The 23,149-nt window shown below is 59.4% G+C and carries 22 protein-coding genes and 1 pseudogene; 8 read left to right on the forward strand and 15 right to left on the reverse strand.

The window, feature by feature from the left end; genetic code table 11:
- Positions 1 to 260 precede the first annotated feature (260 nt).
- From JQ845_RS05555 to JQ845_RS05575, 5 genes are all read right to left on the reverse strand, one after another.
- Positions 261 to 917, reverse strand: a complete 657-nt coding sequence (locus tag JQ845_RS05555; RefSeq protein ID WP_203008716.1) for a DUF1120 domain-containing protein — start codon at positions 915 to 917, stop codon at positions 261 to 263.
- A gap of 163 nt (positions 918 to 1,080) precedes the next feature.
- Positions 1,081 to 1,734 (reverse strand): DUF1120 domain-containing protein, encoded by a 654-nt coding sequence (locus tag JQ845_RS05560; protein ID WP_203008717.1) that lies wholly within the window; start codon positions 1,732 to 1,734, stop codon positions 1,081 to 1,083.
- A gap of 163 nt (positions 1,735 to 1,897) precedes the next feature.
- Entirely contained in the window at positions 1,898 to 2,551 is a 654-nt protein-coding gene (locus tag JQ845_RS05565; protein ID WP_203008718.1) for a DUF1120 domain-containing protein, read from the reverse strand.
- A 468-nt stretch (positions 2,552 to 3,019) separates the two neighbouring features.
- Positions 3,020 to 3,679 (reverse strand): DUF1120 domain-containing protein, encoded by a 660-nt coding sequence (locus JQ845_RS05570; protein WP_203008719.1) that lies wholly within the window; start codon positions 3,677 to 3,679, stop codon positions 3,020 to 3,022.
- Positions 3,680 to 4,062: 383 nt separating this feature from the next.
- Positions 4,063 to 4,962, reverse strand: coding sequence for a LysR family transcriptional regulator (locus JQ845_RS05575; RefSeq protein ID WP_127195407.1), 900 nt, complete (start codon positions 4,960 to 4,962; stop codon positions 4,063 to 4,065).
- Positions 4,963 to 5,096: 134 nt separating this feature from the next.
- Here JQ845_RS05575 and JQ845_RS05580 point away from each other — a divergent pair, with 134 nt between their 5' ends.
- The 4 genes from JQ845_RS05580 (at position 5,097) to JQ845_RS05595 (ending at position 8,405) form a co-directional block, all read left to right on the forward strand.
- Entirely contained in the window at positions 5,097 to 5,795 is a 699-nt protein-coding gene (locus JQ845_RS05580) for a CoA transferase subunit A (RefSeq protein WP_003445501.1), read from the forward strand.
- Between the two features lie 37 nt (positions 5,796 to 5,832).
- Positions 5,833 to 6,492: a CoA transferase subunit B gene (locus JQ845_RS05585; RefSeq protein WP_003445499.1), complete on the forward strand. Its 660-nt coding sequence runs from the start codon at positions 5,833 to 5,835 to the stop codon at positions 6,490 to 6,492.
- Positions 6,493 to 6,517: 25 nt separating this feature from the next.
- Complete coding sequence (locus JQ845_RS05590; protein WP_127195408.1) at positions 6,518 to 7,699, forward strand: acetyl-CoA C-acetyltransferase; 1,182 nt, start codon at positions 6,518 to 6,520, stop codon at positions 7,697 to 7,699.
- A 205-nt stretch (positions 7,700 to 7,904) separates the two neighbouring features.
- The gene (locus tag JQ845_RS05595) at positions 7,905 to 8,405 is read left to right on the forward strand and encodes a PaaI family thioesterase (RefSeq protein WP_010656517.1); all 501 of its coding nucleotides are present in this window, start codon (positions 7,905 to 7,907) and stop codon (positions 8,403 to 8,405) included.
- A gap of 94 nt (positions 8,406 to 8,499) precedes the next feature.
- Here the strand turns inward: JQ845_RS05595 and JQ845_RS05600 are convergent, their stop codons facing one another.
- The 5 genes and pseudogenes from JQ845_RS05600 to JQ845_RS05620 all read right to left on the reverse strand — a co-directional run bounded on the left by JQ845_RS05600 (position 8,500) and on the right by JQ845_RS05620 (position 12,979).
- Positions 8,500 to 9,735, reverse strand: a complete 1,236-nt coding sequence (locus JQ845_RS05600; RefSeq protein WP_203008720.1) for a M20/M25/M40 family metallo-hydrolase — start codon at positions 9,733 to 9,735, stop codon at positions 8,500 to 8,502.
- 141 nt (positions 9,736 to 9,876) lie between these two features.
- Complete coding sequence (locus JQ845_RS05605; protein ID WP_003445489.1) at positions 9,877 to 10,212, reverse strand: RcnB family protein; 336 nt, start codon at positions 10,210 to 10,212, stop codon at positions 9,877 to 9,879.
- 95 nt (positions 10,213 to 10,307) lie between these two features.
- Positions 10,308 to 10,886, reverse strand: a pseudogene (locus JQ845_RS05610) (DNA polymerase ligase N-terminal domain-containing protein); the annotation flags it as partial.
- A 76-nt stretch (positions 10,887 to 10,962) separates the two neighbouring features.
- Entirely contained in the window at positions 10,963 to 11,988 is a 1,026-nt protein-coding gene (locus JQ845_RS05615; RefSeq protein ID WP_003445486.1) for a DNA topoisomerase IB, read from the reverse strand.
- Between the two features lie 115 nt (positions 11,989 to 12,103).
- Positions 12,104 to 12,979, reverse strand: coding sequence for a LysR substrate-binding domain-containing protein (locus tag JQ845_RS05620; protein WP_161718651.1), 876 nt, complete (start codon positions 12,977 to 12,979; stop codon positions 12,104 to 12,106).
- 146 nt (positions 12,980 to 13,125) lie between these two features.
- On the opposite strand from JQ845_RS05620, the gene JQ845_RS05625 reads away from it, so the two are divergent.
- The 4 genes from JQ845_RS05625 (at position 13,126) to JQ845_RS05640 (ending at position 17,061) form a co-directional block, all read left to right on the forward strand.
- Positions 13,126 to 13,899, forward strand: a complete 774-nt coding sequence (locus JQ845_RS05625) for an SDR family NAD(P)-dependent oxidoreductase (RefSeq protein WP_203008722.1) — start codon at positions 13,126 to 13,128, stop codon at positions 13,897 to 13,899.
- A 115-nt stretch (positions 13,900 to 14,014) separates the two neighbouring features.
- Complete coding sequence (locus tag JQ845_RS05630; RefSeq protein WP_202210717.1) at positions 14,015 to 15,178, forward strand: DUF1624 domain-containing protein; 1,164 nt, start codon at positions 14,015 to 14,017, stop codon at positions 15,176 to 15,178.
- A 99-nt stretch (positions 15,179 to 15,277) separates the two neighbouring features.
- Positions 15,278 to 15,718, forward strand: a complete 441-nt coding sequence (locus JQ845_RS05635; RefSeq protein ID WP_203008723.1) for a pseudoazurin — start codon at positions 15,278 to 15,280, stop codon at positions 15,716 to 15,718.
- A 23-nt stretch (positions 15,719 to 15,741) separates the two neighbouring features.
- Positions 15,742 to 17,061 (forward strand): OprD family porin, encoded by a 1,320-nt coding sequence (locus JQ845_RS05640; protein ID WP_203008724.1) that lies wholly within the window; start codon positions 15,742 to 15,744, stop codon positions 17,059 to 17,061.
- A 379-nt stretch (positions 17,062 to 17,440) separates the two neighbouring features.
- On the opposite strand, the gene JQ845_RS05645 is transcribed toward JQ845_RS05640, so the two are convergent.
- The 5 genes from JQ845_RS05645 to JQ845_RS05665 all read right to left on the reverse strand — a co-directional run bounded on the left by JQ845_RS05645 (position 17,441) and on the right by JQ845_RS05665 (position 23,144).
- Entirely contained in the window at positions 17,441 to 17,911 is a 471-nt protein-coding gene (locus JQ845_RS05645; RefSeq protein WP_003445475.1) for a copper chaperone PCu(A)C, read from the reverse strand.
- Positions 17,912 to 17,940: 29 nt separating this feature from the next.
- A complete protein-coding gene (locus JQ845_RS05650; RefSeq protein WP_003445473.1) occupies positions 17,941 to 18,546 on the reverse strand; it encodes an SCO family protein in 606 nt (201 codons plus the stop codon).
- A 626-nt stretch (positions 18,547 to 19,172) separates the two neighbouring features.
- Positions 19,173 to 20,516 (reverse strand): CDP-diacylglycerol--serine O-phosphatidyltransferase, encoded by a 1,344-nt coding sequence (pssA, locus tag JQ845_RS05655; RefSeq protein WP_127195415.1) that lies wholly within the window; start codon positions 20,514 to 20,516, stop codon positions 19,173 to 19,175.
- Between the two features lie 266 nt (positions 20,517 to 20,782).
- On the reverse strand, positions 20,783 to 21,925 hold the full coding sequence (locus JQ845_RS05660) for a glycerate kinase (RefSeq protein ID WP_003445465.1): 1,143 nt from the start codon (positions 21,923 to 21,925) through the stop codon (positions 20,783 to 20,785).
- 118 nt (positions 21,926 to 22,043) lie between these two features.
- Positions 22,044 to 23,144, reverse strand: a complete 1,101-nt coding sequence (locus JQ845_RS05665; protein ID WP_003445464.1) for a sugar diacid recognition domain-containing protein — start codon at positions 23,142 to 23,144, stop codon at positions 22,044 to 22,046.
- Between the last annotated feature and the right edge of the window lie 5 nt (positions 23,145 to 23,149).

The raw sequence follows: 23,149 nt of genomic DNA on the forward strand, positions 1-23,149 counted from the left end.
CCTTTGGCGAACTGCAAGGAGTCCGGGAAATGTTTAAGGGTTCAGTCACTCGCGCTCTTGCGCCGTTGGGCCCGGGATAAAGATCCGCAGAAAAGCGTGAGGACGACTATTGGCGATTCGGCAACAATGAAAAGGTGCCCCGCCCGGAGGCACCTTGTTGAGCGCTGTTACATGGCAATGAGCTCAGGTGGCCTGAATGGCCCACGCCGAACGTGCATTGCGTCTGCCTGCACCGGGGCGAATCCGGTGCAGGGCAACAGTTACAGGTAGTTCAGCTCCATGGTGGCGTTGGCATTGATGTTCAGCGAAGTACTCAGGTCCAGCGTGTCCACAGGGGCAATTTGCGGCTTGAGTGTGAAGGTGCCGCTATAGGTGGTGTAGGCAGCCGGCGTTGATACTCCAGTTGGAGCAAAGGAGTTCATGTGGGTTTTGCTGACCTGACCGTACTGTGAGTCAACCCAGGTAATACCGTCGGCACTGGCAAGGACATTGGCATGGGTTTCCGTACCATTACCCGTCACTGCAACGCTTGCGCCACCACCGTGCTGGATCCAAAGGTGGCCAATAGGGGCGTCAGCCGCATCTTTGCCCAGGCTGAAATAGTTGGGATTAGAGGATGGGTAGGTACCGTCGGCTGCCTGGTTATCAACCCAGCTGGTGCTGATGGCGACCGGTCCGGTACAGGTGATGTTGTATGGAAGAGTAGCGTTGGGCATTGGGGTTGGCTTGGTAGGGTCGCTTTCGAGTGCGCTGACCTGAATGTCACCCAGATCCAGGGGGGCTCCGGTGCCGATGGTCACGTCGCAGCTGGCAGGCACCACCTTACCGGTAATTTTCAGGTCGGCAGTGGTCGCGGCCAATGCGTTGGCCGAAGCAGCCAGAAGACAGGTTGCAAGCAAAGTTTGCTTAATATTCATAATGGTTCCTCTATGTCTTGATGGGTAAAACTGCTCGATTCAATGGTTTCAGCACCACTGCCGGTTACCGCTACGCTTGCGCCACCGCCGTGCTGTAGCCACAAGTAACCGAACGAGCATTGCGTCTTTATGCACCGGAGTGGATCCGGTGCACGGTCAACCATTACAGGTAGCTGAGTTCCATGGTGGCGTTGGCATTGATGTTCAGCGAGGTACTCAGGTCCAGATCGTTCACGGGGGCTATCGACGGTTTGATTACGAAGCGGCCGCTGTAGGTGGTGTAGGCCTCCGGCGTTGATGCCCCCACTGGAGCAAAGGAGTTCCTGTGGGTTTTGCTGGCCTGACCGTAGGGTGAGTTAGTCCAGGTAATGCCGTTGGCACTGGTAATGACATTGGCATGGGTCTCTGCGCCATTACCCGTCACTGCAACGCTTCCGCCAGCGCCGTGCTGGATCCAAAGGTAGCCAATAGGAGCGTCAGACGCATCTTTGCCCATGCTGAAATGGTTGGGACTAGGTAAGGCGGTACCGTCGGCTTCCTGGTTATCAACCCAGCTGGTGCTGATGGCGACCGGTCCGGTACAGGTGATGTTGTAAGGAACCGAAGGAACGGTCAGTGAGGTTGGCTTATCGGGGTCTGGATTGAGTGCGCTGACCTGAATGTCACCCAGCTCAATAGGGGCTCCGGTGCCGATGGTCACGTCGCAGCTGGCAGGCACCACCTTACCGGTATCTTTCAGGTCGGCAGTGGTCGCGGCCAATGCATTGGCCGAAGCAGCCAGAAGACAGGTTGCAAGCAAAGTTTTTTTAATATTCATAATGGTTCGTCTATGTCTTGATGAATAAAACTGCTCGGTTCCATGGTTTCAGCACCACTGCAGGTTACCGCTACGCTTGCGCCACCGCCGTGCTGCATCCACAAGTAACCGAACGTGCATTGCGTCTGCATGCGCCGGAGTGGATCCGGTGCACGGTCAACCATTACAGGTAGCTGAGTTCCATGGTGGCGTTGGCATTGATGTTCAGCGAGGTACTCAGGTCCAGATCGTTCACGGGGGCTATCGACGGTTTGAGTGTGAAGCGGCCGCTATAGGTGGTGTAGGCCTCGGGCGTTGATGCCCCCACTGGAGCAAAGGAGTTAATGTGGGTTTTGCTGGCCTGACCATAGGATGAGTTAGCCCAGGTAATGCCGTTGGCACTGGTAATGACATTGGCATGGGTCTCTGTGCCATTACCCGTTACTGCAACGCTTCCGCCAGCACCGTGCTGGATCCAAAGGTGGCCAATAGGGGTGTCAGACGCATCTTTGCCCAGGCTGAAATAGTTGGGACTAGGTGCTGAGGTACCGTCGGCTTCCTGGTTATCAACCCAGCTGGTGCTGATGGCGACCGGTCCGGTACAGGTGATGTTGTAAGGAACCGTAGGAACGGTCAGTGCGGTTGGCTTATCGGGGTCTGGATTGAGTGCGCTGATCAGAATGTCACCCAGATCAATAGGGGCTCCGGTGCCGATGGTCACGTCGCAGCTGGCAGGTACCACCTTACCGGTAACTTTCAGGTCGGCAGTGGTCGCGGCCAATGCATTGGCCGAAGCAGCCAGAAGACAGGTTGCAAGCAAAGTTTTTTTAATATTCATAATGGTTCGTCTATGTCTTGATGAATAAAACTGCTCGAATCAATGCTTTCAGAGCAGGCCAGTTACGGCGGCCAGCACTCTGACGACCTGTTGCAAAACTTAAAATAGGAATACTCCTAGGGCGCAAACAATTAGGAGTATTCCTATTTTCGGCTCATATTCAGTTATAGGTGTGGATTTAAACCCACCTTGTTTATCCGGCGTTTTCTCTGGCAGAAAATCGGGGATCGAAGCAATACATCGTTCACGACAGTGCCAGCCTGTAGATAGTGGGTTTTTTATGTAGCGCATACTTGCGGCGTTATAAGTCAATCATGGGTTCGGCAGTTATGAATAGGCCCACCCCTTTCTAAAAAGTACCACCCTGAGTTTGGTCGCTACTGTTCCCCAGCGCTCTTGCATATTGCCCGCAGTATAATCGTACTGTCACGCCGAATAATATTCGGCGTGACAGGGGCAAAACTACAGTTACAGGTAAGTCACTTCCATGGTGGCACTGGCATCAATGGTCAGCGCATTGTTAAGGTCCAGGGTACTGGTCGGCGCAATTTGCGGCTTGAGTGTGAATCTTCCGCTATAGGTGCTGTAGGCAGTGGGTGTCATTTCCCCCACTGGGGCAAAGGAGTTCACCAGACGCTTACTGGCCTGACCGTAGCCCGCATCAACCCAGACAATACCGTCGACACTGGTGATGACATTGGCATGGGTTTCAGCGCCATTGCCGGTTACCGCTACGCTTGCGCCAGCACCGTGCTGGATCCACAAGTGGCCAATTGGGGCGTCAGCCGCATCTTTGCCCAGGCTGAAGAGGTTATGGCTCCCCGCGGGGGCGGTGCCGTGGGCTTCATTGTTGTCGATCCAGCTAGTGCTGATGGCCACGGGGCCGGTGCAGGTGAGGCTATAAGGAACGCTGCGGTTGGCCAGTGAAGTTGGTTTATCAGGATCGGGGTTCAGATCGGCGACATGGATATCGCCCAGGTCCAGAGGTGCACCCGTGCCGATGGTTACGTTACAGCCGGCGGGAACGATCTTGCCGATCACAAGCAGGTCGGCCTTGTTGGCGGCCAGTGCACTTCCAGAAACTGCCAACAAGCAAGTAACGAGCAAGGTTTTTTTCAAAGACAACATATAAGTAACTTCCATAGTAAGCGCCGCGGGAGCGCAGTTTATTGAGTGCAGCGGCGGCATCTTACTCAATCACTTTATTAAATAATACAGGCGGTACGTTCGGCAGCCGACTCAAACAAGGCATATGGGTATTTGATGCATCACAAGATAGGACTGTTCTTAATAACAACCCAAGGTATCTGTAGGAGTCCTAGGGTCAAGTTGCGCGCAGTGCGTTAGTTGTCAGATGCGACAGGTTAAGTTTTTTGCCACTATCACTGAGGCATTCAAGTTCATGCACTGAATCAGTGCTGCAAGATGTTTAGGAATAGCTGGCAATGACTAAGAACATCTTAATTATGTAACCAAAGATTACACAGCCGCTGCCAGGGTCTACCCGAACCTTAGTCGCAAAACCGTTCGCCAAGTTTCTCTGCGAGCAAACTGTCAAACATCGCCTGGGCCGCTGCCGACAACTCATGGCCGGGTTTGGTCAGGATGCCCATGGCCCGTTCTATCACGGGTTCATGCAAGGTGATGCAACGGGCGCCGAGCTCGCGCATCTGTTCGGCGCACAGTGCCGGAACTGCACTGACTCCCAGCCCGCTGGCGACCATGCGTCCGACCGTAGCCAGTTGATGACTTTCAAATTCCACCGGCAATTTCATCTGCCGGGCCTGCAAATGCTCTTCGAGCATCACCCGTACGGCAGAGGGTCGCTGCAGTGTGATGAAGGGTTGTTCCAGCAGGGTTTGCCAATCAATCAGCAAACGCCCGGCCCACTGCGAATCACTGGGCACTATTGCGACAAACCGGTCCATATACAGCGGGGTAAAGGTCAGCGCTGACCCCGGGCCCGGCTTGAATGCCACACCCAGCTCCACCTGACGATCACGCACCATCTCCAGCACCTGTTCGTTGATCACGTCGTTGACCGTGACGTTGAGCCGGGGGTGGCGGGTACGAAAGTTCTTGAGGATACGCGGCAGCAGATTGCCCGAAAACGAAGGTATCGCTGCCAGGGTTACCCGCCCCCGCTGCAGGGTGAAGCGCTGGCGCATCTCATCCTCGGCATTGTCCCACTCGGCAATCAGCCGTCGGGCCAGCGGCAACAGCGACTCACCTTCGGGGGTCAGGGCCACATGCCGTGTGGTACGGCTGAACAGGCGCCCTCCCAGCCCCTCCTCCAGCGCCTTGATGGTCAAGCTCAGGGCCGACTGCGACAAATGCAGGCGTTCACAGGCCACGGCGAAGCTCAGGCTCTGGGCCACGGCGAGGAAGGCACGCATCTGTTTTACGGTCATGGGCTGCACTCCGGAGTCATTGATTTACTTTACCAATTAATAAACCTTAAAAAACAATTTAACAAATCAATTGCCCGGAGTGACACTCGCTACCATTGGCTAACCACCCACCACTAACAATAAAAGAGGTGTCTATGGCAGGTTTCGACAAACGTGTGGCGTCCTACGAGGAGGCCCTGGCCGGACTCGAAGATGGCATGACCGTGATCGCCGGGGGCTTTGGCCTGTGCGGTATTCCGGAAAACCTGATCAACGAGATCAAGCGCAAGGGCACTCGCGACCTGACGGTGGTCTCGAACAACTGCGGGGTTGACGGGTTTGGTCTGGGGGTATTGCTGCAAGACCGCCAGGTCAGCAAAGTGATCGCCTCCTACGTGGGGGAAAACGCCCTGTTCGAGAAGCAGTTGCTGGATGGCGAAATCGAAGTGGTACTGACCCCCCAGGGCACTCTTGCCGAGAAGATGCGTGCCGGTGGCGCCGGTATTCCTGCGTTCTTTACCGCTACCGGTGTAGGCACGCCAGTGGCCGACGGCAAGGAAATCCGCGAATTCAAGGGCCGCGCCTACCTGATGGAAGAGTCGATCACCGGCGACTTCGCCATTGTCAAAGGCTGGAAGGCTGACCATTTTGGCAACGTGATCTACCGCCACACCGCGCAAAACTTCAATCCGCTGGCCGCCACCGCGGGCAAGATCACCGTGGTCGAAGTTGAAGAGATCGTCGAGCCCGGCGAGCTGGACCCGACACAGATCCATACCCCTGGCATCTACGTCGACCGGATCATTTGCGGCACGTTCGAGAAACGCATCGAGCAACTCACCGAACGTTCCTGATCCCCTGCCCTCAGCCCTGGCTCCACGGAGAACAATAATGGCTCTTACCCGCGAACAAATGGCCCAGCGCGTCGCCCGCGAAATGCAGGACGGCTTCTATGTGAACCTCGGCATCGGCATTCCGACCCTGGTGGCCAACTACATCCCCGAAGGCATGGAAGTCATGCTGCAATCAGAAAACGGCCTGCTCGGCATGGGTGCATTCCCGCAAAAAGGGCAAGCTGACGCCGACATGATCAATGCCGGCAAACAGACAGTTACTGCCCGCACCGGGGCTTCGATTTTCTCTTCGGCAGAATCCTTCGCCATGATTCGCGGCGGTCACATCGACCTGACCGTGCTCGGCGCCTTTGAAGTGGACGTGCAGGGCAATATCGCCTCCTGGATGATCCCCGGCAAAATGGTCAAGGGCATGGGCGGCGCGATGGACCTGGTGGCAGGGGCCGACAATATCATTGTCACCATGACCCATGCGTCCAAGGACGGCGAGTCGAAACTGCTGTCCCGTTGCAGCCTGCCGTTGACCGGTGCCGGCTGCATCAAGCGGGTTCTGACCGACCTCGCCTACCTGGAAATCGCTGACGGTGCGTTCATCCTCAAGGAGCGTGCCCCCGGGGTCAGCGTGGAAGAAATTGTGCGCAAGACCGCCGGCAAGTTGATCGTGCCCGAGCATGTACCAGAAATGCAGTTCGCCTGACCTGGCTTTTTCAAGGAGCAATGTGATGCAAGAAGTCGTCATTGTCGCGGCCACGCGCACAGCCATAGGCAGTTTTCAGGGGGCCCTGGCCACTATTCCGGCAGTCGAACTGGGCGCTGCGGTAATTCGCCAGTTGCTGGTCAAAACCGGTCTGGACGCTGATCAGGTGGATGAAGTGATTCTCGGCCAGGTGCTGAGCGCCGGTTGCGGGCAAAACCCCGCACGTCAGGCGTCGATATTCGCCGGCCTGCCCCACAGCGTTCCCGCCATGACCCTGAACAAGCTCTGCGGCTCCGGTCTCAAGGCGGTCCAGCTGGCGGCCCAGGCGATCCGCTGCGGCGATGCAGAGGTCATTATTGCCGGTGGCATGGAGAACATGAGCCTGGCCCCCTACGTGCTGCCTGCTGCCCGCACCGGCTTGCGCATGGGCCATGCCAGGATGATCGACAGCCTGCTCCACGACGGCTTGATGGACGCTTTTAACGACTACCACATGGGCATCACTGCCGAGAATCTGGTGGACAAGTACCAGCTCGGCCGTGAACAGCAGGATGCCTTTGCCGTCGCGTCCCAGCAAAAGGCCTGTGCGGCCATCGAGTGCGGCCGTTTCGCCGACGAGATCACGCCGATCCTGATCCCCCAGCGCAAGGGCGACCCGCTATCGTTTGCGGTGGACGAGCAACCCCGTCAAGGCATCACTCTGCAGTCCCTGGGCCTGCTCAAGCCGGCGTTCAAGAAAGACGGCAGCGTCACCGCCGGCAACTCTTCGACCATCAATGACGGGGCCGCCGCCGTGATGTTGATGAGTGCCGACAAAGCCAGGGCGCTGGGCCTGCCGGTACTGGCGCGGATCTCGGGTTACGCCGGTGCCGGGGTTGATCCGGCCATCATGGGTATCGGCCCGGTAGCGGCCACCCGGCGCTGCCTGGCCAAGGCTGGCTGGAGCCTCGACCAGCTGGATCTGATCGAAGCCAACGAAGCCTTCGCAGCCCAGGCATTGGCGGTGGGTAAAGAGCTGGAATGGGACATGGACAAGGTCAATGTCAACGGCGGAGCCATTGCTCTGGGCCATCCGATCGGCGCCTCGGGCTGCCGGGTGCTGGTGACCTTGTTGCACGAGATGATCAGGCGCGACGCCAAAAAAGGCCTCGCTACCCTGTGCATCGGTGGTGGTCAGGGAGTGGCCGTGGCCATCGAGCGCGGCTGAAGCGCTACAGGTTCAAACAGTCAGGGCAAGGACCCACGATATCCGCGCACTGACTGGCAACACCCCGGCGTGACTTCGGTCACGCCGTTTTTTTTTGTCTGGATGTCGGGTGCTCTCGAGGCTATCGCGAGGCAAGCTCGCTCCTACGGGGGGGTTACGTTAACGTAAGGGCATCTGGCAGACACATATCAAGGAGCAATGCCCAATGACTACTCAGCTCGGTTGTTCCCTGCAAGACAGCGCGGCCCCTGAAGGGGTTTGTTTCGGCTGCGGCACCAGCAATGTCCACGGCCTGCACGTAAAGAGTTTCTGGCATGAGGACGGGGTGCATGTAATCGCCGAGCACCTGCCGGATGCCAAATATTGCGGCTGGCCGGACCTGGTCTATGGCGGCTTGATTGCGATGCTGGTTGATTGCCATTCGAACTGGACCGCGATGGCTTTTCACTACCGTGCGCAGCAGCGTGAGGTCGACAGCCTGCCGCGGATCAATTGCGTCACCGGCAATCTGGGGATCAAGTTCATCAAACCGACCCCGATGGGTGTGCCCCTGACCTTGCGGGCGAGAGTCGAAGGTGAGGTGGGACGCAAAAGCCGTGTGATCTGCGAGGTCTATGCGGGGGATGTGCTGACGGCGGTCGGTGATTCAATCTTTGTGCGCGTGGATACCGCAGAACTGGCTTCCCAGGCCCATGGCCGCGTGTAGAAGCTCTTCGCTGAAAGGCTCGCGAGCAAGCTCGCTCCTACAACAAGCGAGCTCCTACAGCAAGCTCGCTCCTGCAGGTGGACGGGGGGCGGGTTTATCTGGAGAGCTCCCTGATCATTGCCACGGTCAGGTACAGCCGCGGCGCAATGCTGCTCAGTTCGATGTATTCGTCCTCTGCGTGTAAACCTGCACCGACCACGCCCATGGTTTCCAGCACTGCCGGCTTGGCACTGCCCGGCACATAGGCATAACCCGCATCCGTGCCGAAACGCATGGCGATAGGTTCAACCTTCAGACCAATTTCGCCATAGAGCTGTTGCGCCGTTCTGGCCAGGGATTCGGAGCCGGCATTCTTCGCCAACGGCGGCCGGCCCTGATGCAGGGTGATCGCAGTTTCGGTGTCCGGGATCAATGTGTTCTGCGCAATGCGCTTGGCATCGGCCAGAACCCGGTCGCTTTCGGCCACATCCGAGTAGCGCATGTCGGCCTGGGCGCTCGCCAGGTCGGGGATGATATTGGCCTTGTCGCCGGCCCGGGCCATGGTCCAGTTAACCGTGGTGCCTTTGGCCGGGTCGCCCAGGTCCTTGAGCTGCACGATCTGATGCGCCAGTTCGGTCAGGGCATTGCGACCCTTTTCCGGCGCGGAGCCCGCATGGGAGGACTTGCCCTTGACCTCCATACTGAGCTGGTTGATGCCATTGGTGGCCACGGTCACGGCATCTGTGTCCGGTGGCTCGTAGGAGAATACGTAGTCATGTTTGCGGGCAAGTTCGGCAATGATTTTTTTCGACCCGGCAGAGCCCATTTCTTCGTCGGGGTTAAACAGTACGGTCAGGGTGCCGTAGTCCTTGAACTGTTGATCCTGCAACAACTTGACCGCGTGCAGGATCATTGCCACTCCGCCCTTGGCATCGGCGACACCCGGGCCATAGGCACGCTCACCTTCGGTGCGAAACGGCCTTTTGGCCACGGTTCCGGGGCCGAATACGGTGTCGTAATGCACCATCAGCAGGAAGTCTTTATTACCTGTGCCCTTGAAGGTGCCGACGATATTGTCACCTGCCGAAGGACTGGCCGGACTGGTCTCGACCTTGGCCCCCAGAGCCTCCAGGCGCTTGACCAGCAGCGCGCTGACCTGGTCCAGACCCGGCTTGGTCCCGGTCCCGGTATCCACTGCGACCAGGGTTTTCAAGGTGTCCAGATAAGCAGGCTGTTCGGCCCGGGCTTTGGCCAGCAAGGCTTGCGGATCCGTCTCGGCGGCGTTGACGGCGGCACTGACAAGCAGCGCCAGAACGGTGGCTGCGGTGAAGGAAAAGCGGGACAACTGCATAGGTAAGGCCTCGATCCATCATGGGTAATTATTTTTATCAAGTGCACTTTGTAACCCATATGACGCTACAGATGTCAGGTGCTCGCCGACTTTTCCAGTGGGGTCGGGTGGGTCATCGGGAGCACCTTGCGCGTGGGGAAGCTACTGCGCCAGGACTTTGGCGTCCTTGCTGCGTATCTCTTTGATCACCGAATTGACCCGATTGACCAGGACGTAATGCCCGCTGATTTCAACCCACTGTTCGGTATCCGAGGGTTGCGGCAGCCCCTTGGCTTTCCAGTTTTTTATCGCGGCCGTGTCGCGGGTGTATTGGTCCGGTGCCTTGTCGCCGTTGCCATAGCAACTGCTCAGATCCATGGACTGCGCCAGGATTTGCCCCGGTTTGCAGTCACTGGGCTTTTCATCGCCAGCCTGGGCTGCGAAGGGTACTGCGCACATAAGACCGGCCAGTATTGATGCAGAAATGATGCTGCGCATGTTCACCTCGTTGTGGTTACCGGCCAGACGCCGGTTTGGGGGTATAGCAACGGTGGACAAGTGCAGGACCGCTAACGTTCCCTTTATCAGGCCTGCCGTGGCTTGTGCTTTGCCGGCCCGGGCCCGAGGGTGCGACCGCTGATTACGGATTCCGGGCGCTGGGTGAGCACATCAAAATCAGCCTGCGCTCTGGCGGCATCGTCCTTGTGCTTGATCAAAAACCAGAGCTTTTTCTTGCCCTCTTGCTGTGAACGCACCAGGTTCCAGATGCCTTGCAGCTTGTGGCCTTCGAGCTGGAACTGCAGCGTGCCTTTTTTGAATGACTCGACCGGGTCGCCTATGGGCTTCCACACCCCGTTATCCCAGACAATCACATCCCCTGCCCCATAGTTGCCTTCAGGGATATGCCCCTCGAACGTGGCGTAATCCAGTGGATGGTCCTCCACTTGCACCGCCAGACGCTTGACCCGGGGGTCCAGGCTTGGTCCTTTAGGCACGGCCCAGCTCTTGAGCGTGCCTTCCAGCTCAAGGCGAAAATCGTAGTGCAGGTGGCTTGCGTCATGCTTCTGGATACAGAACCCATGGCGTTGCGAAGCCTTTTGATCTGCACCGCCGGGCTCCGGCGTGGCTGCAAAATCGCGTTTTTTCTGGTACTCATCCAGCCTGTCGTTCATGACGGATCCTCTTTTTTCGCTGCCAAAAACCTGGTGCGTAATCGGTGGACGAGCCACGGCCCCGCACGGGCTCCTTCTATTGCCCGGCCGGGGCCGTTTCGAGCATCTTTTCAAGGAACATCGCCAGACCGACTTCTTCTGCCTTGAGCCCCTTGCGCACTCGGGGACGGGGCAGTTCGGCCAGGGCGCCCGCTACATAGCCTTCAAGTACGGCCGGATGGATGTAGCACTTGCGGCAGACTGCCGGAGTGTTGCCCAAATGCCTGGCAACGCTCTTGACCATGTCCACCACATGCCGCCTGGCATCGGCCTGCGGTTGCCATTGCAGTTCGCGCAACACCGATAACGCCATGGCGCTGCCGGCCCAGGTGCGGTAGTCCTTGGCCGTGAAGTCCGCGCCGGTGAGGCTGTGCAGGCAGGCATTGATGTCGGAAGAACTGACAGTGTGGCGCTCGCCATTTTCGTCCAGGTACTGGAACAGGTTTTGCCCCGGAATCTCCAGACAACGCTTGATGATCCGCGCCACACGCCGGTCCTTCACGGAGATGTTGTGCTCTACCCCGCTTTTGCCGCGGAAACGGAAATTGATGGTACTGCCGCTGACCTCCACATGCCGGCTGCGCAAGGTGGTCAGGCCGTAGGAACGGTTGTCCCTGGCATATTGGCTGTTGCCGACCCGGATCAGGGTCGCATCGAGCAAAGTCAGTACCGTGGCCATGACTTTTTCGCGGCTGAAACCGGGGGCCGCCAGCAGGCTGTCCAGTTGCCGGCGCAGTTTCGGCAAGGCCAGGCCAAAGTCCCGCAGCCGGGAGTATTTATCGGCATCGCGCACTTCCCGCCAGCGAACGTGATAGCGGTATTGTTTGCGGCCCCGGGCATCACGGCCGGTGGCCTGCATATGGCCGCGCGGGTCAGCGCAGATCCAGACATCGGTATAGGCCGGCGGAACGGCCAGGGCGTTAATCCGCTGAACTTCCCCGGGATCGCTGATGCGCTGCCCGTGCGGGTCAAAGTAGGCAAACTTGCCGCGCAGTTTCTTGCGCGTGATACCTGGCTGCGTGTCATCGACATAGTGCAGGTCTGGGGGCAACAGGTCGGACATGGCGCTCATCCTGTACGGGGATTCATGGCCCCTTCAAACCATTGACCGCAGCGGTTGACGTACGTGCCGAGGATTTGCCCGGAGTTTTTTCAGGGGGCGGTGGACGCACCCGGCCTTACAGGATCTCGTTCAGCAGGTTGAACACCGTGAGTTTTACCGCACTGTCCAGGTCCACCCAGGCCAGGCCGGTGGTTGCCCGATAGCTGCCCAGCTCCAGTGGCCTGGCGATGACATTGGCCGGTAATGCTCGTCCGGCATTGGCCGGGAGCAGGCCAATGCCGAGCCCGGCGCAGACCAGTGCCAGCATGGTGGTGAACTCCCCGAGTTCCGAAGCTATTTGCAACTGCAGGCCATGACTGTTGAGCGATTGCATCAGTTCATCGTAGAACCCCGGCGCGTAGCGTCTGGCCAGGACCAATACCGATACCCCGGCAAGTGCGGCCGCCGGCACCTTGTCGTACGCGGCCAGCGGGTGATCGGCGGGCAGTGCCAGGATAAAGCTCTCCTGCAGCACCTCGCGGGTGTGGATCCCGGGGATCGCGGCGGGCAAGCGCATCAGCCCGAAATCCAGCTGGCCGTTTTTCAATGCAGTGGCCTGATCCGGCCCCGGCATATCCTTGAGTTCAAGTTCAACCCGCGGCAACCGTGCATGCAGTGCCCGCACCAGTGCCGGCAACAGTTGCGGCAGCACCGAGGACACAAAACCAAAGCGCACCCGGCCGATCTCGCCGCGCCCCGAAGCCCTGGCCACATCCGCCGCATGGGCGGCCTGATGCAGCGTGGCCCGGGCCTCGGGCAAAAACACCGCGCCCACCTGGGTGAGCATGACCGAATGCCGGTTGCGCTCGAACAGGCGCACACCCAGTTCCTCTTCAAGCATCTTGATTTGCATGCTCAGGGCCGGTTGCACGATGGATAGACGCTGCGCCGCACGGCCGAAATGCAGCTCTTCGGCCAGGGTCACAAATGATCTGAGATGTTTGATTTCCAATTGGGTGCTCCGCTGAAAAGGGTCTCTGGGGGCACTGATCAAAATAGCTGATCACCAGATCATCAATGACGATTGGACGCTACCCCCGGCCTGGGGTGAAGTAGCAACCGGGCCCTCGAACATAATAAACGGCCCGGGAGAACAGCATGTCATTCAATCTCGCGAGCTTTGGGCTCAATGGCCGCAGGGCCCTGATCACCGGTTCAGGCAAAGGCATCGGCCTGGCGCTGGCCCGGGGCCTGGGCGCTGCCGGGGCAACGGTGGTGATCAATGATCGCAATATGGACAAAGCCCGCCGGGTTGCCAGTCAATTAATCGACGAAGGTATCAACGCCGAGTTCGCGGTATTCGACGTCACCGATCGGGCGCAACTGTTCGAGGCAATCAACACCTTTGAGGCCGAGACCGGGCCCATCGATATTCTGCTCAACAACGCCGGTGTGCAGCGCCGTGCGCCACTGGAAGACTTTACTGCCCAGGACTGGCATGAGCTGATGCGGGTCAATCTGGACGGTGTGTTCCATGTGTCCCAGGCGGTTGCACGGCACATGATTGGCCGTGGTCGCGGCAAGATCATTAACATCTGTTCGGTGCAAAGCGAACTGGCCCGGCCGACTATCGCGCCCTATGCCGCGTCCAAAGGTGCCGTGAAAATGCTCACCAAAGGCATGTGCGCCGAGTGGGCACGCCACGGGATTCAGGCCAATGGCCTGGCCCCCGGGTACTTTGCCACCGAGATGAACCGGGCGCTGGTGGATGACCAGCAATTCTCCGAGTGGCTATGCAAACGCACGCCCGCAGGGCGCTGGGGCCAGGTCGAGGAGTTGTGCGGTGCCGCGGTATTTCTGGCTTCGCCGGCTTCGGATTTCATCAACGGACAAACCCTGTTTGTGGATGGTGGCCTGACCAGCGTCGTGTAAACCAATGCCGTCGAAGCCGGGGTTATTGGGAATCTTTCCCATAGGGATGACATCACAACTAGAAATGTTATAAGGTAACCACCCCTTATGACCTCCCCTTGTCTGTGATCCCTTGATGACCACCCCAGTCCAAGCTCCACCCTCAAGTCAGCGCCTGTTGTCCATCGATGCCCTCAGGGGTCTGGTGATTCTGTTGATGTTGCTGGACCACGTGCGCGAAACGTTTTTCTTGCACCGCCAGGTAGCCGACCCGATGAACATCGACAGTACCGAGCCGGTGCTGTTTCTCAGCCGTACCCTTGCCCACCTGTGTGCCCCGGTGTTTGTCTTGCTCACCGGCCTTTCGGCGTATCTGTATGGCGAGAAATATCAGGGCAAGCGCGACGTTTCGGTCTTTCTGTTTAAACGCGGGCTGTTTCTGGTGCTACTGGAGTTGACCCTGGTGAACTTCGCCTGGACCTTCCAGTTCCCGCCTTCGGTGATATACCTGCAGGTGATCTGGGCCATCGGCCTGAGCATGCTCGCTCTGGCGGCGCTGGTGTGGTTGCCGCGGCCCGTCCTGCTATTGCTGGCCCTTGGCATCATCGGTGGGCACAACCTGCTGGACAGCCTGCACTTCGCTGCCGATTCGACGCTGCATGTGCCTTGGGCGATTTTGCATGACCGCGGCTGGATAGAGTTTTCCGACACCTTGCGCCTGCGCACGTCCTATCCGGTGTTGCCATGGATCGGGGTGATTGCCCTGGGCTACTGCGTGGGGCCCTGGTTCGCCCGCACTGCTTCGGCTGCCGAGCGCCAGCGCTACCTGTTGCTGGCAGGTGCAGGGGCACTGCTGGGTTTTGTCGCACTGCGCCTGTTCAACGGTTACGGCGAGGCGCACTGGGTGGCCCATGGCACTCACCTGCAGACTCTGATGAGCTTTTTCAACATCACCAAGTACCCGCCTTCGCTGCTGTTCCTGACCCTGACCCTGGGCGTCGGACTGTTGCTGTTACTGGCCTTCGAGCGGGTTCAACAGAGCAAATGGATCGCCATGCTGGCGGTGTTTGGCGCGGCGCCGATGTTTTTCTATCTGCTGCATCTGTATGTGCTCAAAGTGCTCTATCTGCTCAGTGCTGGCCTGCTCGGCCTGAATCAGGGCAACTACTTCGGTTTCGACGGCATGGGCTCGGTGTGGCTGACGGCGATGTTGCTGGCAATTGCGCTTTACCTGCCGGTGCGCTGGTTTGCCGGGTTAAAGGCCCGTCGTCGCGACATTAGCCTGCTGAAGTATTTCTGAATCCTTTTCGAGCAGACAGCGCAGCGCCCGCAGGCTACTTTAGCGGGCTTCTGACCCTGCGACTGCGTTACTCCTCAAAGCCTATATGGATAGCCCGACATGCGTATTTCATCCCTGAGCCTGTTGCTCAGTGCGGCCCTGCTCTGCTCATCGGCACTGGCGCAAACCCATGAAGTGAAGATGCTTACCCGCAGTGCTACTGCGGGCATGGTGTTCGAGCCGGATTATTTGCACATAGCTCCCGGCGATACGGTTAAATTCGTTGCCACCCAAACCGGTCATAACGCCGCCACTTTGCCCGGACTGTTGCCCGAAGGCGCGCAACCCTTCGCTGGCAAGATCAATCAGCAAATCGAGCAAACCTTCACTGTGCCGGGGCTCTACGGTATTCAATGCGTTCCCCACCTGGCCATGGGCATGGTGATGCTGATTCAGGTCGGTGAGCCCGGGCCGCAGCCTGCGGTACTGCCTGCAACGCTACCGGCCAGGGCCCTTGAGCGTTTACATGTGGCCCTGCAAAAACTGCAGGCCGGGCAGTGAGCAAAGTCCGCTGGCGATCTGCGATGCTGCTGGCCCTCGCCAGCCCCATGGCCCTCGCCGACCCGGGCGCCCAGGATCGGTCCGCGGGCATGGTCGAAGACAGCACCTGGAGCCTGGTCAACCGCACGGTTTACGACAGCCGCGAGTATCGCCACGGCGCACGCAACAGCGGAGCGCGCAATGCCTATAAACCGCGCGCCGAACGCAATGGTTATGCCGAGGAATGGGCCTACGGGTTGATGGGCACGTTGCAATCAGGGTTCACCCAGGGCCTGATCGGGGTCGGGGTGGATGCCCACGCCTATCTGGGGGTCAAACTGGACAGCGGTGGTGGCCGCGCTGGCAAGGCGCGCCTGTTGGGGCTGGATAACGACGGCTACCCCAAGGACAACTTCGGCCGGGGCGGCGCGGCGATAAAGCTGCGCATGTCGGACACCGTGCTGTCCTGGGGCGAACAACGGGTCAAAACCCCGGTGTTCAGTTCCTCCGACAGCCGCCTGCTGCCGGAAACCGCCACCGGGGTGTTTCTCACCAGCAATGAATTCACTGCCCTGAAGATGGTCGGCGGGCATTTCACCGGGAGCACCGACCGTAACGCCAGCAGTCACGATCAAGGCTTTGTGGTCAATTACTCCAACGGGCCCAAAGGCGATGCCTTCGACCTGGCCGGGGTGGTCTATACGCCGAGTAAAAACCTCAGTGCCAGCATTTACAGCTCGCGCTACGAGGACACCTGGAACCAGCAGTACCTGGGCGCCCTGTACAGCCAGGCGATTGATGACAACCGCTCGCTGACCTACAACTTCAACCTGTATCGCACCACCGATGAAGGCAAGGCACTGTCGGGCAATATCGACAACACCACCTGGAGCCTGATGGGCACCTACGCTCAAGGCCCCCACAGTTTCAGCCTGGGTTATCAGAAGGTGCATGGCGATACGCCGTTCGACTATGTGACGCGGGGTGCGATTTTTCTCACCAACGCCGTACAACTGTCTGACTTCAACGCGCCGAATGAACAATCGTGGCAGGCCCGCTACGACCTGGGGATGACGCCGTGGGGCATGCCCGGCCTGGTGTTCAGCGCGGCGTATGTGCGTGGCAGCCAGATCGACGGCAGTCATGTCGACCCCCGTGGCGGTTATGCGTATCTGGGTTACGGCAAGGGCGGCAAGCACTGGGAGCGGGATCTGGAAGCGCGTTATGTGATCCAGAGCGGTACCGCCAAGGGCACCATCCTGTCACTGCGCCATAACGTGCATCGGGGCAATACGGCCCAGGCCGAACTGGATACCGATCAAGTCCGGCTGGCCGTTGAATACCCCCTGAGCGGGCGTTTTTAACCGCCGGGCGGCACTGACGCCGGGCGACTGGATGTAGGAGCGAGCTTGTCTCGCGAGCCCTTCAACGCAGCAATGAAGAGCTCGCGAGGCAAGCTCGCTCCTACAGAATATGGGGTGTTGCTTGCAGATCCTGTGGGCGCCATCGCGAGACAAGCTCGCTCCTACAGAGTGCGGGGTGTCGGTGCAGATCCTGTGGGAGCTGGCTTGCCAGCGATGGCGGTGAGTCAGTCAATGCGTGCGGCGCCATCGCGAGGCAAGCTCGCTCCTACAGGGTGCGGGGTGCCGGTGCAAATTCTGTGGGAGCTGGCTTGCCAGCGATGGCGGTGAGTCAGTCAATACGTGCGGCGCCATCGCGAGGCGAGCTCGCTCCTACAGGGGGTTAGTGTTGCATGGCGCCGTGGTCATGCATGTCCATCTGCATGCTGTTCAGGGCGCGGGCCTTGGCCGTGACTTCAATGGCTTCCTTGACCCCTTTGCTGTCTTCGACGATCAGGGTCAGCGGCACGTTGTCGCCTTCTTTGATCTGGCCCTTCAGGTCCATCAGCATCACGTGATAGCCCTCTGGATCAATGGCGACGGTCTTGCCGGCCGGCAATGCCACCGATGGCACTTGCTGCATGCTCATCACGTCATTTTTCATCGTCGACTCATGGATCTGCACCGTTTTGGCAACCGGGGATTTGACTTCGACCAGCTTGCTGTCGGTACTCGCGGTGATGTGCATGAAGGCACCGCTCGAGGGCTGGCCGGCAACGGTCGCGCGGACCCAGGCATCATCGACCACGGTTTGCGCGGAAACATGCAGGCTCATGCCCAGCAGGGACAGCAACAGATACTTGACGGGTTTCATAGAAGTGGCTCGTTCAAAGGTGCGTGAAATCAGCAGACTGACATGACGGTGAGCAGGTCTTCGGTGCACTGCTTGGCCGACAGCGAAGGTGACAGGCCCATGCGCAGCACGCCACGGGAGTCGAAGACGAAACTGGTGCCGGTGTGCGAAATGGTATAGGAGTCGCCGGTAGGGATTTTCTCGTAAAAAACCTTGAATTCCTTAGCCGTGGCCGCTGTTTCTTCCAGCGTCCCGGACAGCGCGATAAACGTCGGATCGAAGGCTTTGACATAGGCATCGAGCATGGCGGGCTTGTCGCGCTCCGGATCGAGGGTGATAAACACCACCTGCAACCGGTCACCGTCCGGGCCCATCAGCTTCTTGGCCTGGGCAGCACGGGCCAGCGCGGTCGGGCACACGGCCGGGCACTGGGTGAAACCGAAGAAAATCATCGGCATCATGCCGCGGAAACTGCCCAGCATCATTTCGTTGCCTTCGGCATCACGCAACTTGAACTTGCGCCCCATGATTTCATTGCTCAGGTCTTTTGCGTACTTGTATGACAAACCGCTGCCCATGTCGCAGCCGGCAAGCAAACCGAGACTGAGCACGCCAAGTCCTGCAACGACATGGCGGCGAGTCAGTAATTCGTTCATGTATGAGGTTCCTTTAAGCGGCTTTTACTACAAACAAAAGCCTTCACCCTGCGCAGTACGCAACAGGGGTGTACGTCGCCCGGGCCATTGGCTCAAGTACGCACGATTGCTGTGGGGTAGACGCGTTTCATGGGTGCGCAATTTAACACTCTCACCTGCTGCCCGCACGGCCGGACAGCCCCCCGGTAGTGGCCCTGTCTGCTTGCAGGCAGCCAAACCGGGCGGTAACGGCGCAGGCCTGCGACAAATCGCCTCAGGCCCGATTTGTCGGGCCCTGGAGCACATTTGCGCTTGATTAAATACGTGATTGCGATTAACCGCAGAGGTCAACCGTAATTGGTAGCGAATAGGTTTCAGCGTGTAAGCAAATTGCCGCCCTCAAACAACAGGTACGGCATTTTTTTCACATTGGCTTCACCTCGCCGCTACCCGCCAGCCCTTAGCCTGTTCCGGTTTGAATCAGCCGGTTGAACTGCGCGTCAGGCAGCTATTATCAGGCGGTTATCAGTCAGCCTGATAACGGTGAGCGTTTGCTGCATCGGCGCGCCGAAGGCAGCATCGCCTATATCCCGGGCCTGCCTTGAGGGCGACTGGCGGGCAGCAATGCTCCGCCAGCAATTGACGATCTACAGGATCCTGTAGAGCAGGCGTTCAATCCGGACCCGGCTGACCCGGCGCAGAAACTTGGCCACGGCCGGCGGGTACTCGGCCATGGATTCCAGGATCTTGTAGCTCTCTATGCGTCGGGTGTTGGCAAAAATCGCTGCCAGCTCCTTGCTTCGCGGCTCCAGCAGTTCGCGGCGCGGGTCATCGATCAACAGGCCGTTTTCCAGGTCCAGACGGAAGGCTCGGGGGTTCAGATTGTTGCCGGTGAGCAAGGTATAGCGGTCATCGACCCACAGCCCCTTGAGGTGAAAGCTGTTGTCGCCATCACGCCACAGGTGCAGGTTGAGCAAGCCGCTATCGATCATGGACTGATGTTTTTTGGCAAACCGGCGCAGGCTCATCTCATATAAATAAGGCAATGCCGCGATGACCTTGAACGGCTCGCTCGGCGGGATGTAGAAGTCGTTGGCGGTCTTGTCGCCGACCACGATATCAATTTTCACCCCTCGTTCGAGGGCCCGATTGATCTCCCGGGTCACGGGTAGCGGCAGGTTGAAATAGGGCGTGCAAATAGTCAGTTGCTGCTGACTGCTGGCAATCAGCTCACAGATCACCCGGCTCAGGGGATTGTTCTTGCCGACCCCCAGCAGCGGACTGACCGACAGGCCAAAGTGACCGCTGACCCCGGCGCTGGTGTCGTAGCTGGCTTTTTTCAGGTGGCTGCGAAAATCGCCGATGGCACTGCGCAGGCTGCGGGTTGAAGGCAATGATGGCAGGTCCAGGCGATGCACGGCCCTGGTCTGAATCAGGTCCTGTTCAATGAAGTGCTGCATGGAGTCTGCCAGCTGCTTGTTGTGCAGCAGGTGATAGCGGTCGAACCGGTACTTGTCGAACTTGTGCAGGTAGACATTGTTCAGACTGGCGCCGCTGTAAATCACACAGTCGTCAACGATAAAGCCCTTGAGGTGCAGTACCCCGAACAGCTCCCGGGTTTGCACCGGCACCCCGTAAATCGGCACGTGGCTGGCATGGGCAGCGGTTTGCGCCTGATACCAGGCGGCATTGCCGGGCTGCTTGCCGGCGCCGATCAGTCCGCGCTGGGCGCGCAGCCAGTCCACCAGCACCACGATTTCAAGCTCGGGACGGGCGGCTTTGGCTGCGTGCAGGGCATCGAGAATTTCCTGTCCGGCCTCGTCCTGTTGCAGGTACAAAGCCACCAGCGTGATGCGCTGGCGTGCACCCGCGATCTGCTCCAGCAGGCACCGACGAAAGTCAGCCGCGCCGGGCAAGATGCTCAAGGCATCGGCGGATATCGGGAAGCTGCGTAGCTTGGGCAGCAAAGAGCGTTTGAAGAGCGACGGCATAGGGCTCGCTAAGGGTCGAATGCGAAGAGCCACGAAGCTTACACGATCGTGCCCCGAAGCCATACCGGCCATGGCAAACCGCCAGGTTGCCGGTGGTCGCTGACGAGGCTCGAAGGCTGCGATTAGGTCCGCAGGACCTTGCTTGACGGCCACACAGAAAACCTGTGGCGGTATCAAAAAGCACCTGCGGTGTCACAACCAGAAAGCTCGCAGCCTTCGAATCTCGTCAGCGACTACACAGGTCGGTCAATCAAGACGGGTGCGGGTTAATACGGGCCCGGTTTCAGGCTCAACAGGCGGGCAATGTCCCGCGCCCGGTCGGTGAGCAATTGCTCGGCCCGGGCACAGGCGTCTTCCAGGCTCATCGGGCCGCTGGTGATGGCAAATGCGGCATTGACCCCGTGCTCGTACATGGCCTGGTAGCCCTCGCCCAGAGTGCCGGCCAGTACCACCACCGGTACACCCTGAGCCCGGGCGATGCGCGCTACCCCGAAAGGGGTTTTGCCGCGCAGGGTTTGCGCATCAAAACGGCCTTCGCCGGTGATCACCAGATCAGCGCCCTGCACCGCTTCGGCCAGGCCCACCAGTTCGGCCACCACTTCAACTCCGGCACGAAACTGCGCGGCGAAAAACGCCTTGGCGGCAAAGCCGAGACCGCCTGCAGCCCCCGAACCGGGCTCCTGGCGAACATCCCTGGGCAAGACCCGGGCGCAGTGATCGGCAAAATGCCCCAGGGCCTTGTCCAGTAGCTGGACCTGCTCAGGGGACGCGCCTTTTTGCGGGCCGAATACGGCCGATGCCCCGTGTTCGCCACACAGGGGGTTATTGACGTCTGCGGCAATCTCGAAGCGCACCTGGGCCAGGCGCGGATCAAGGCCTGCAAGGTCGATACGGGCGAGTCCGGCCAGGGCCAGGCCGCCGTGTGCCAGGGGCTGGCCCTGCTCGTCGAACAGCCCCAGGCCCAAGGCTTGCAACGCACCGGCGCCGGCATCGTTGGTGGCGCTGCCGCCGATGGCGAGGATGATGCGCCGGGCGCCCGCATCCAGGGCCGCCCCGATCAGTTGGCCGGTGCCGAAGGTGCTGCTGACGCACGCATCGCGCTGTCCCGGTGTCAGCAGTTGCAAGCCGCTGGCTTCGGCCATTTCAATGATTGCCGTGTGGCTGTCCGGCAGCCAGCCCCAGTGGGCCTCGACCGCTGCGCCCAACGGGCCTTGCACCTGGTTGCGGCGCAACTGGCCATTGCCTGCGGCCACGATCGCCTCCACGGTGCCTTCTCCGCCATCGGCCATCGGACACTGGATCAACTGTGCCTGTGGCAATACCTGGGCGAAACCGGCAGCAATGGCAGCAGCGACTTTTTCAGCGCTCAGGCTGTCTTTGAACGAGTCGGGGGCAATCACGATTTTCATGGGGCGCATCTCCAGTTCTTATGGCATCCATGCTGCCAGCAACTGACTGCAAACACGCCAGTCTGGTGCACAAGCAATAACGGCCTTTGTTGTTCATTTTTACAAGACGCGGCTGACCCTAGAGATTCTGGGGCAGCAGTTGCACGCCCAGGTACAGGGCCAGCATGCCGTTCAGACTCAACGGGTCGACACCGCTCAGTTCGGCGATGCGCTCCATGCGATAGCGCAGGCTGTTGCGGTGAATGCCAAGGGCATCGGCGCACGCCTGGCTCTGGCCATCGTGCTCACACCAGCTGCGCAAGGTCGCGATCAACTGGCCGTTGCCGTCTTTGGCCACCACTTTGTGCAGCGGGCCAAGCAATTCTTCAAGGGCATCGTCATTGCGGTGACGCCACAGCATGACCGGCAGGCGATAGCGATTGAGGCTAAGCAGTCGCGTCTGCGGCAATACATCACGACCGTAGGCCAACAGGTCGCCGACCCGACGATAACAACGGCGCAAGCCATTGAGAGCATCGGCCTGCCCTCCTGCGGCAATGCGCAAAACCTTCCAGCCCTGTGCGTCGAGCTTTTCCAGCAGGCGCAGGTCATCCAGCGCCGCCGTTGCCGGGCGGCACCACAGCAGTGAGCCGGTGGCCGGACTCACGCACCAGCTGTCGGGGAAGCGCGATTGCAACCAGGCACTCAAGGCCTCGGCGCTTTGTCCGCTGCCCAGTTCAAACAGGTACGGAATGCGCGATAACTGTGGCTTTAGCCCCAATTGCCGGGCCTCATCGATCAAGCGCGCGGAATCGCCGCCTTCACTGAGCAGCAAGGCCACCAGATCATCACAGCGCTGGCGTCGCCATTGTTGTTCGGCTTGCTGAAAGCGCTGGCCCACCAGCATCTCGGCGGTCATGCGCACCAGCTCGGCGTAGGTGCGTAGCAATTGCGGATCGCCGGTGAGGCCCAGTACGCCGATCAGGCGCTGATCGAGCAACAGCGGCAGGTTGATCCCCGGTTGTACCCCCTTGAGGCACTTGGCGGTTTGTTCGTCGATCTCCACCACCCGTCCATTGGCCAGTACCAACTGCGCCCCTTCGTGCCGGGTATTGATACGCTCAGGCTCGCCACTGCCAAGGATCAGGCCCTGGCTGTCCATGACATTTACGTTGTACGGCAAGATGGCCATCGCGCGATCCACGATGTCCTGTGCCAAATCATGATCCAGTTCGAACATAGGGT

Origin of the sequence: Pseudomonas paraversuta (assembly GCF_904063065.1) — a bacterium.
Classification (GTDB): Bacteria; Pseudomonadota; Gammaproteobacteria; order Pseudomonadales; family Pseudomonadaceae; genus Aquipseudomonas; species Aquipseudomonas paraversuta.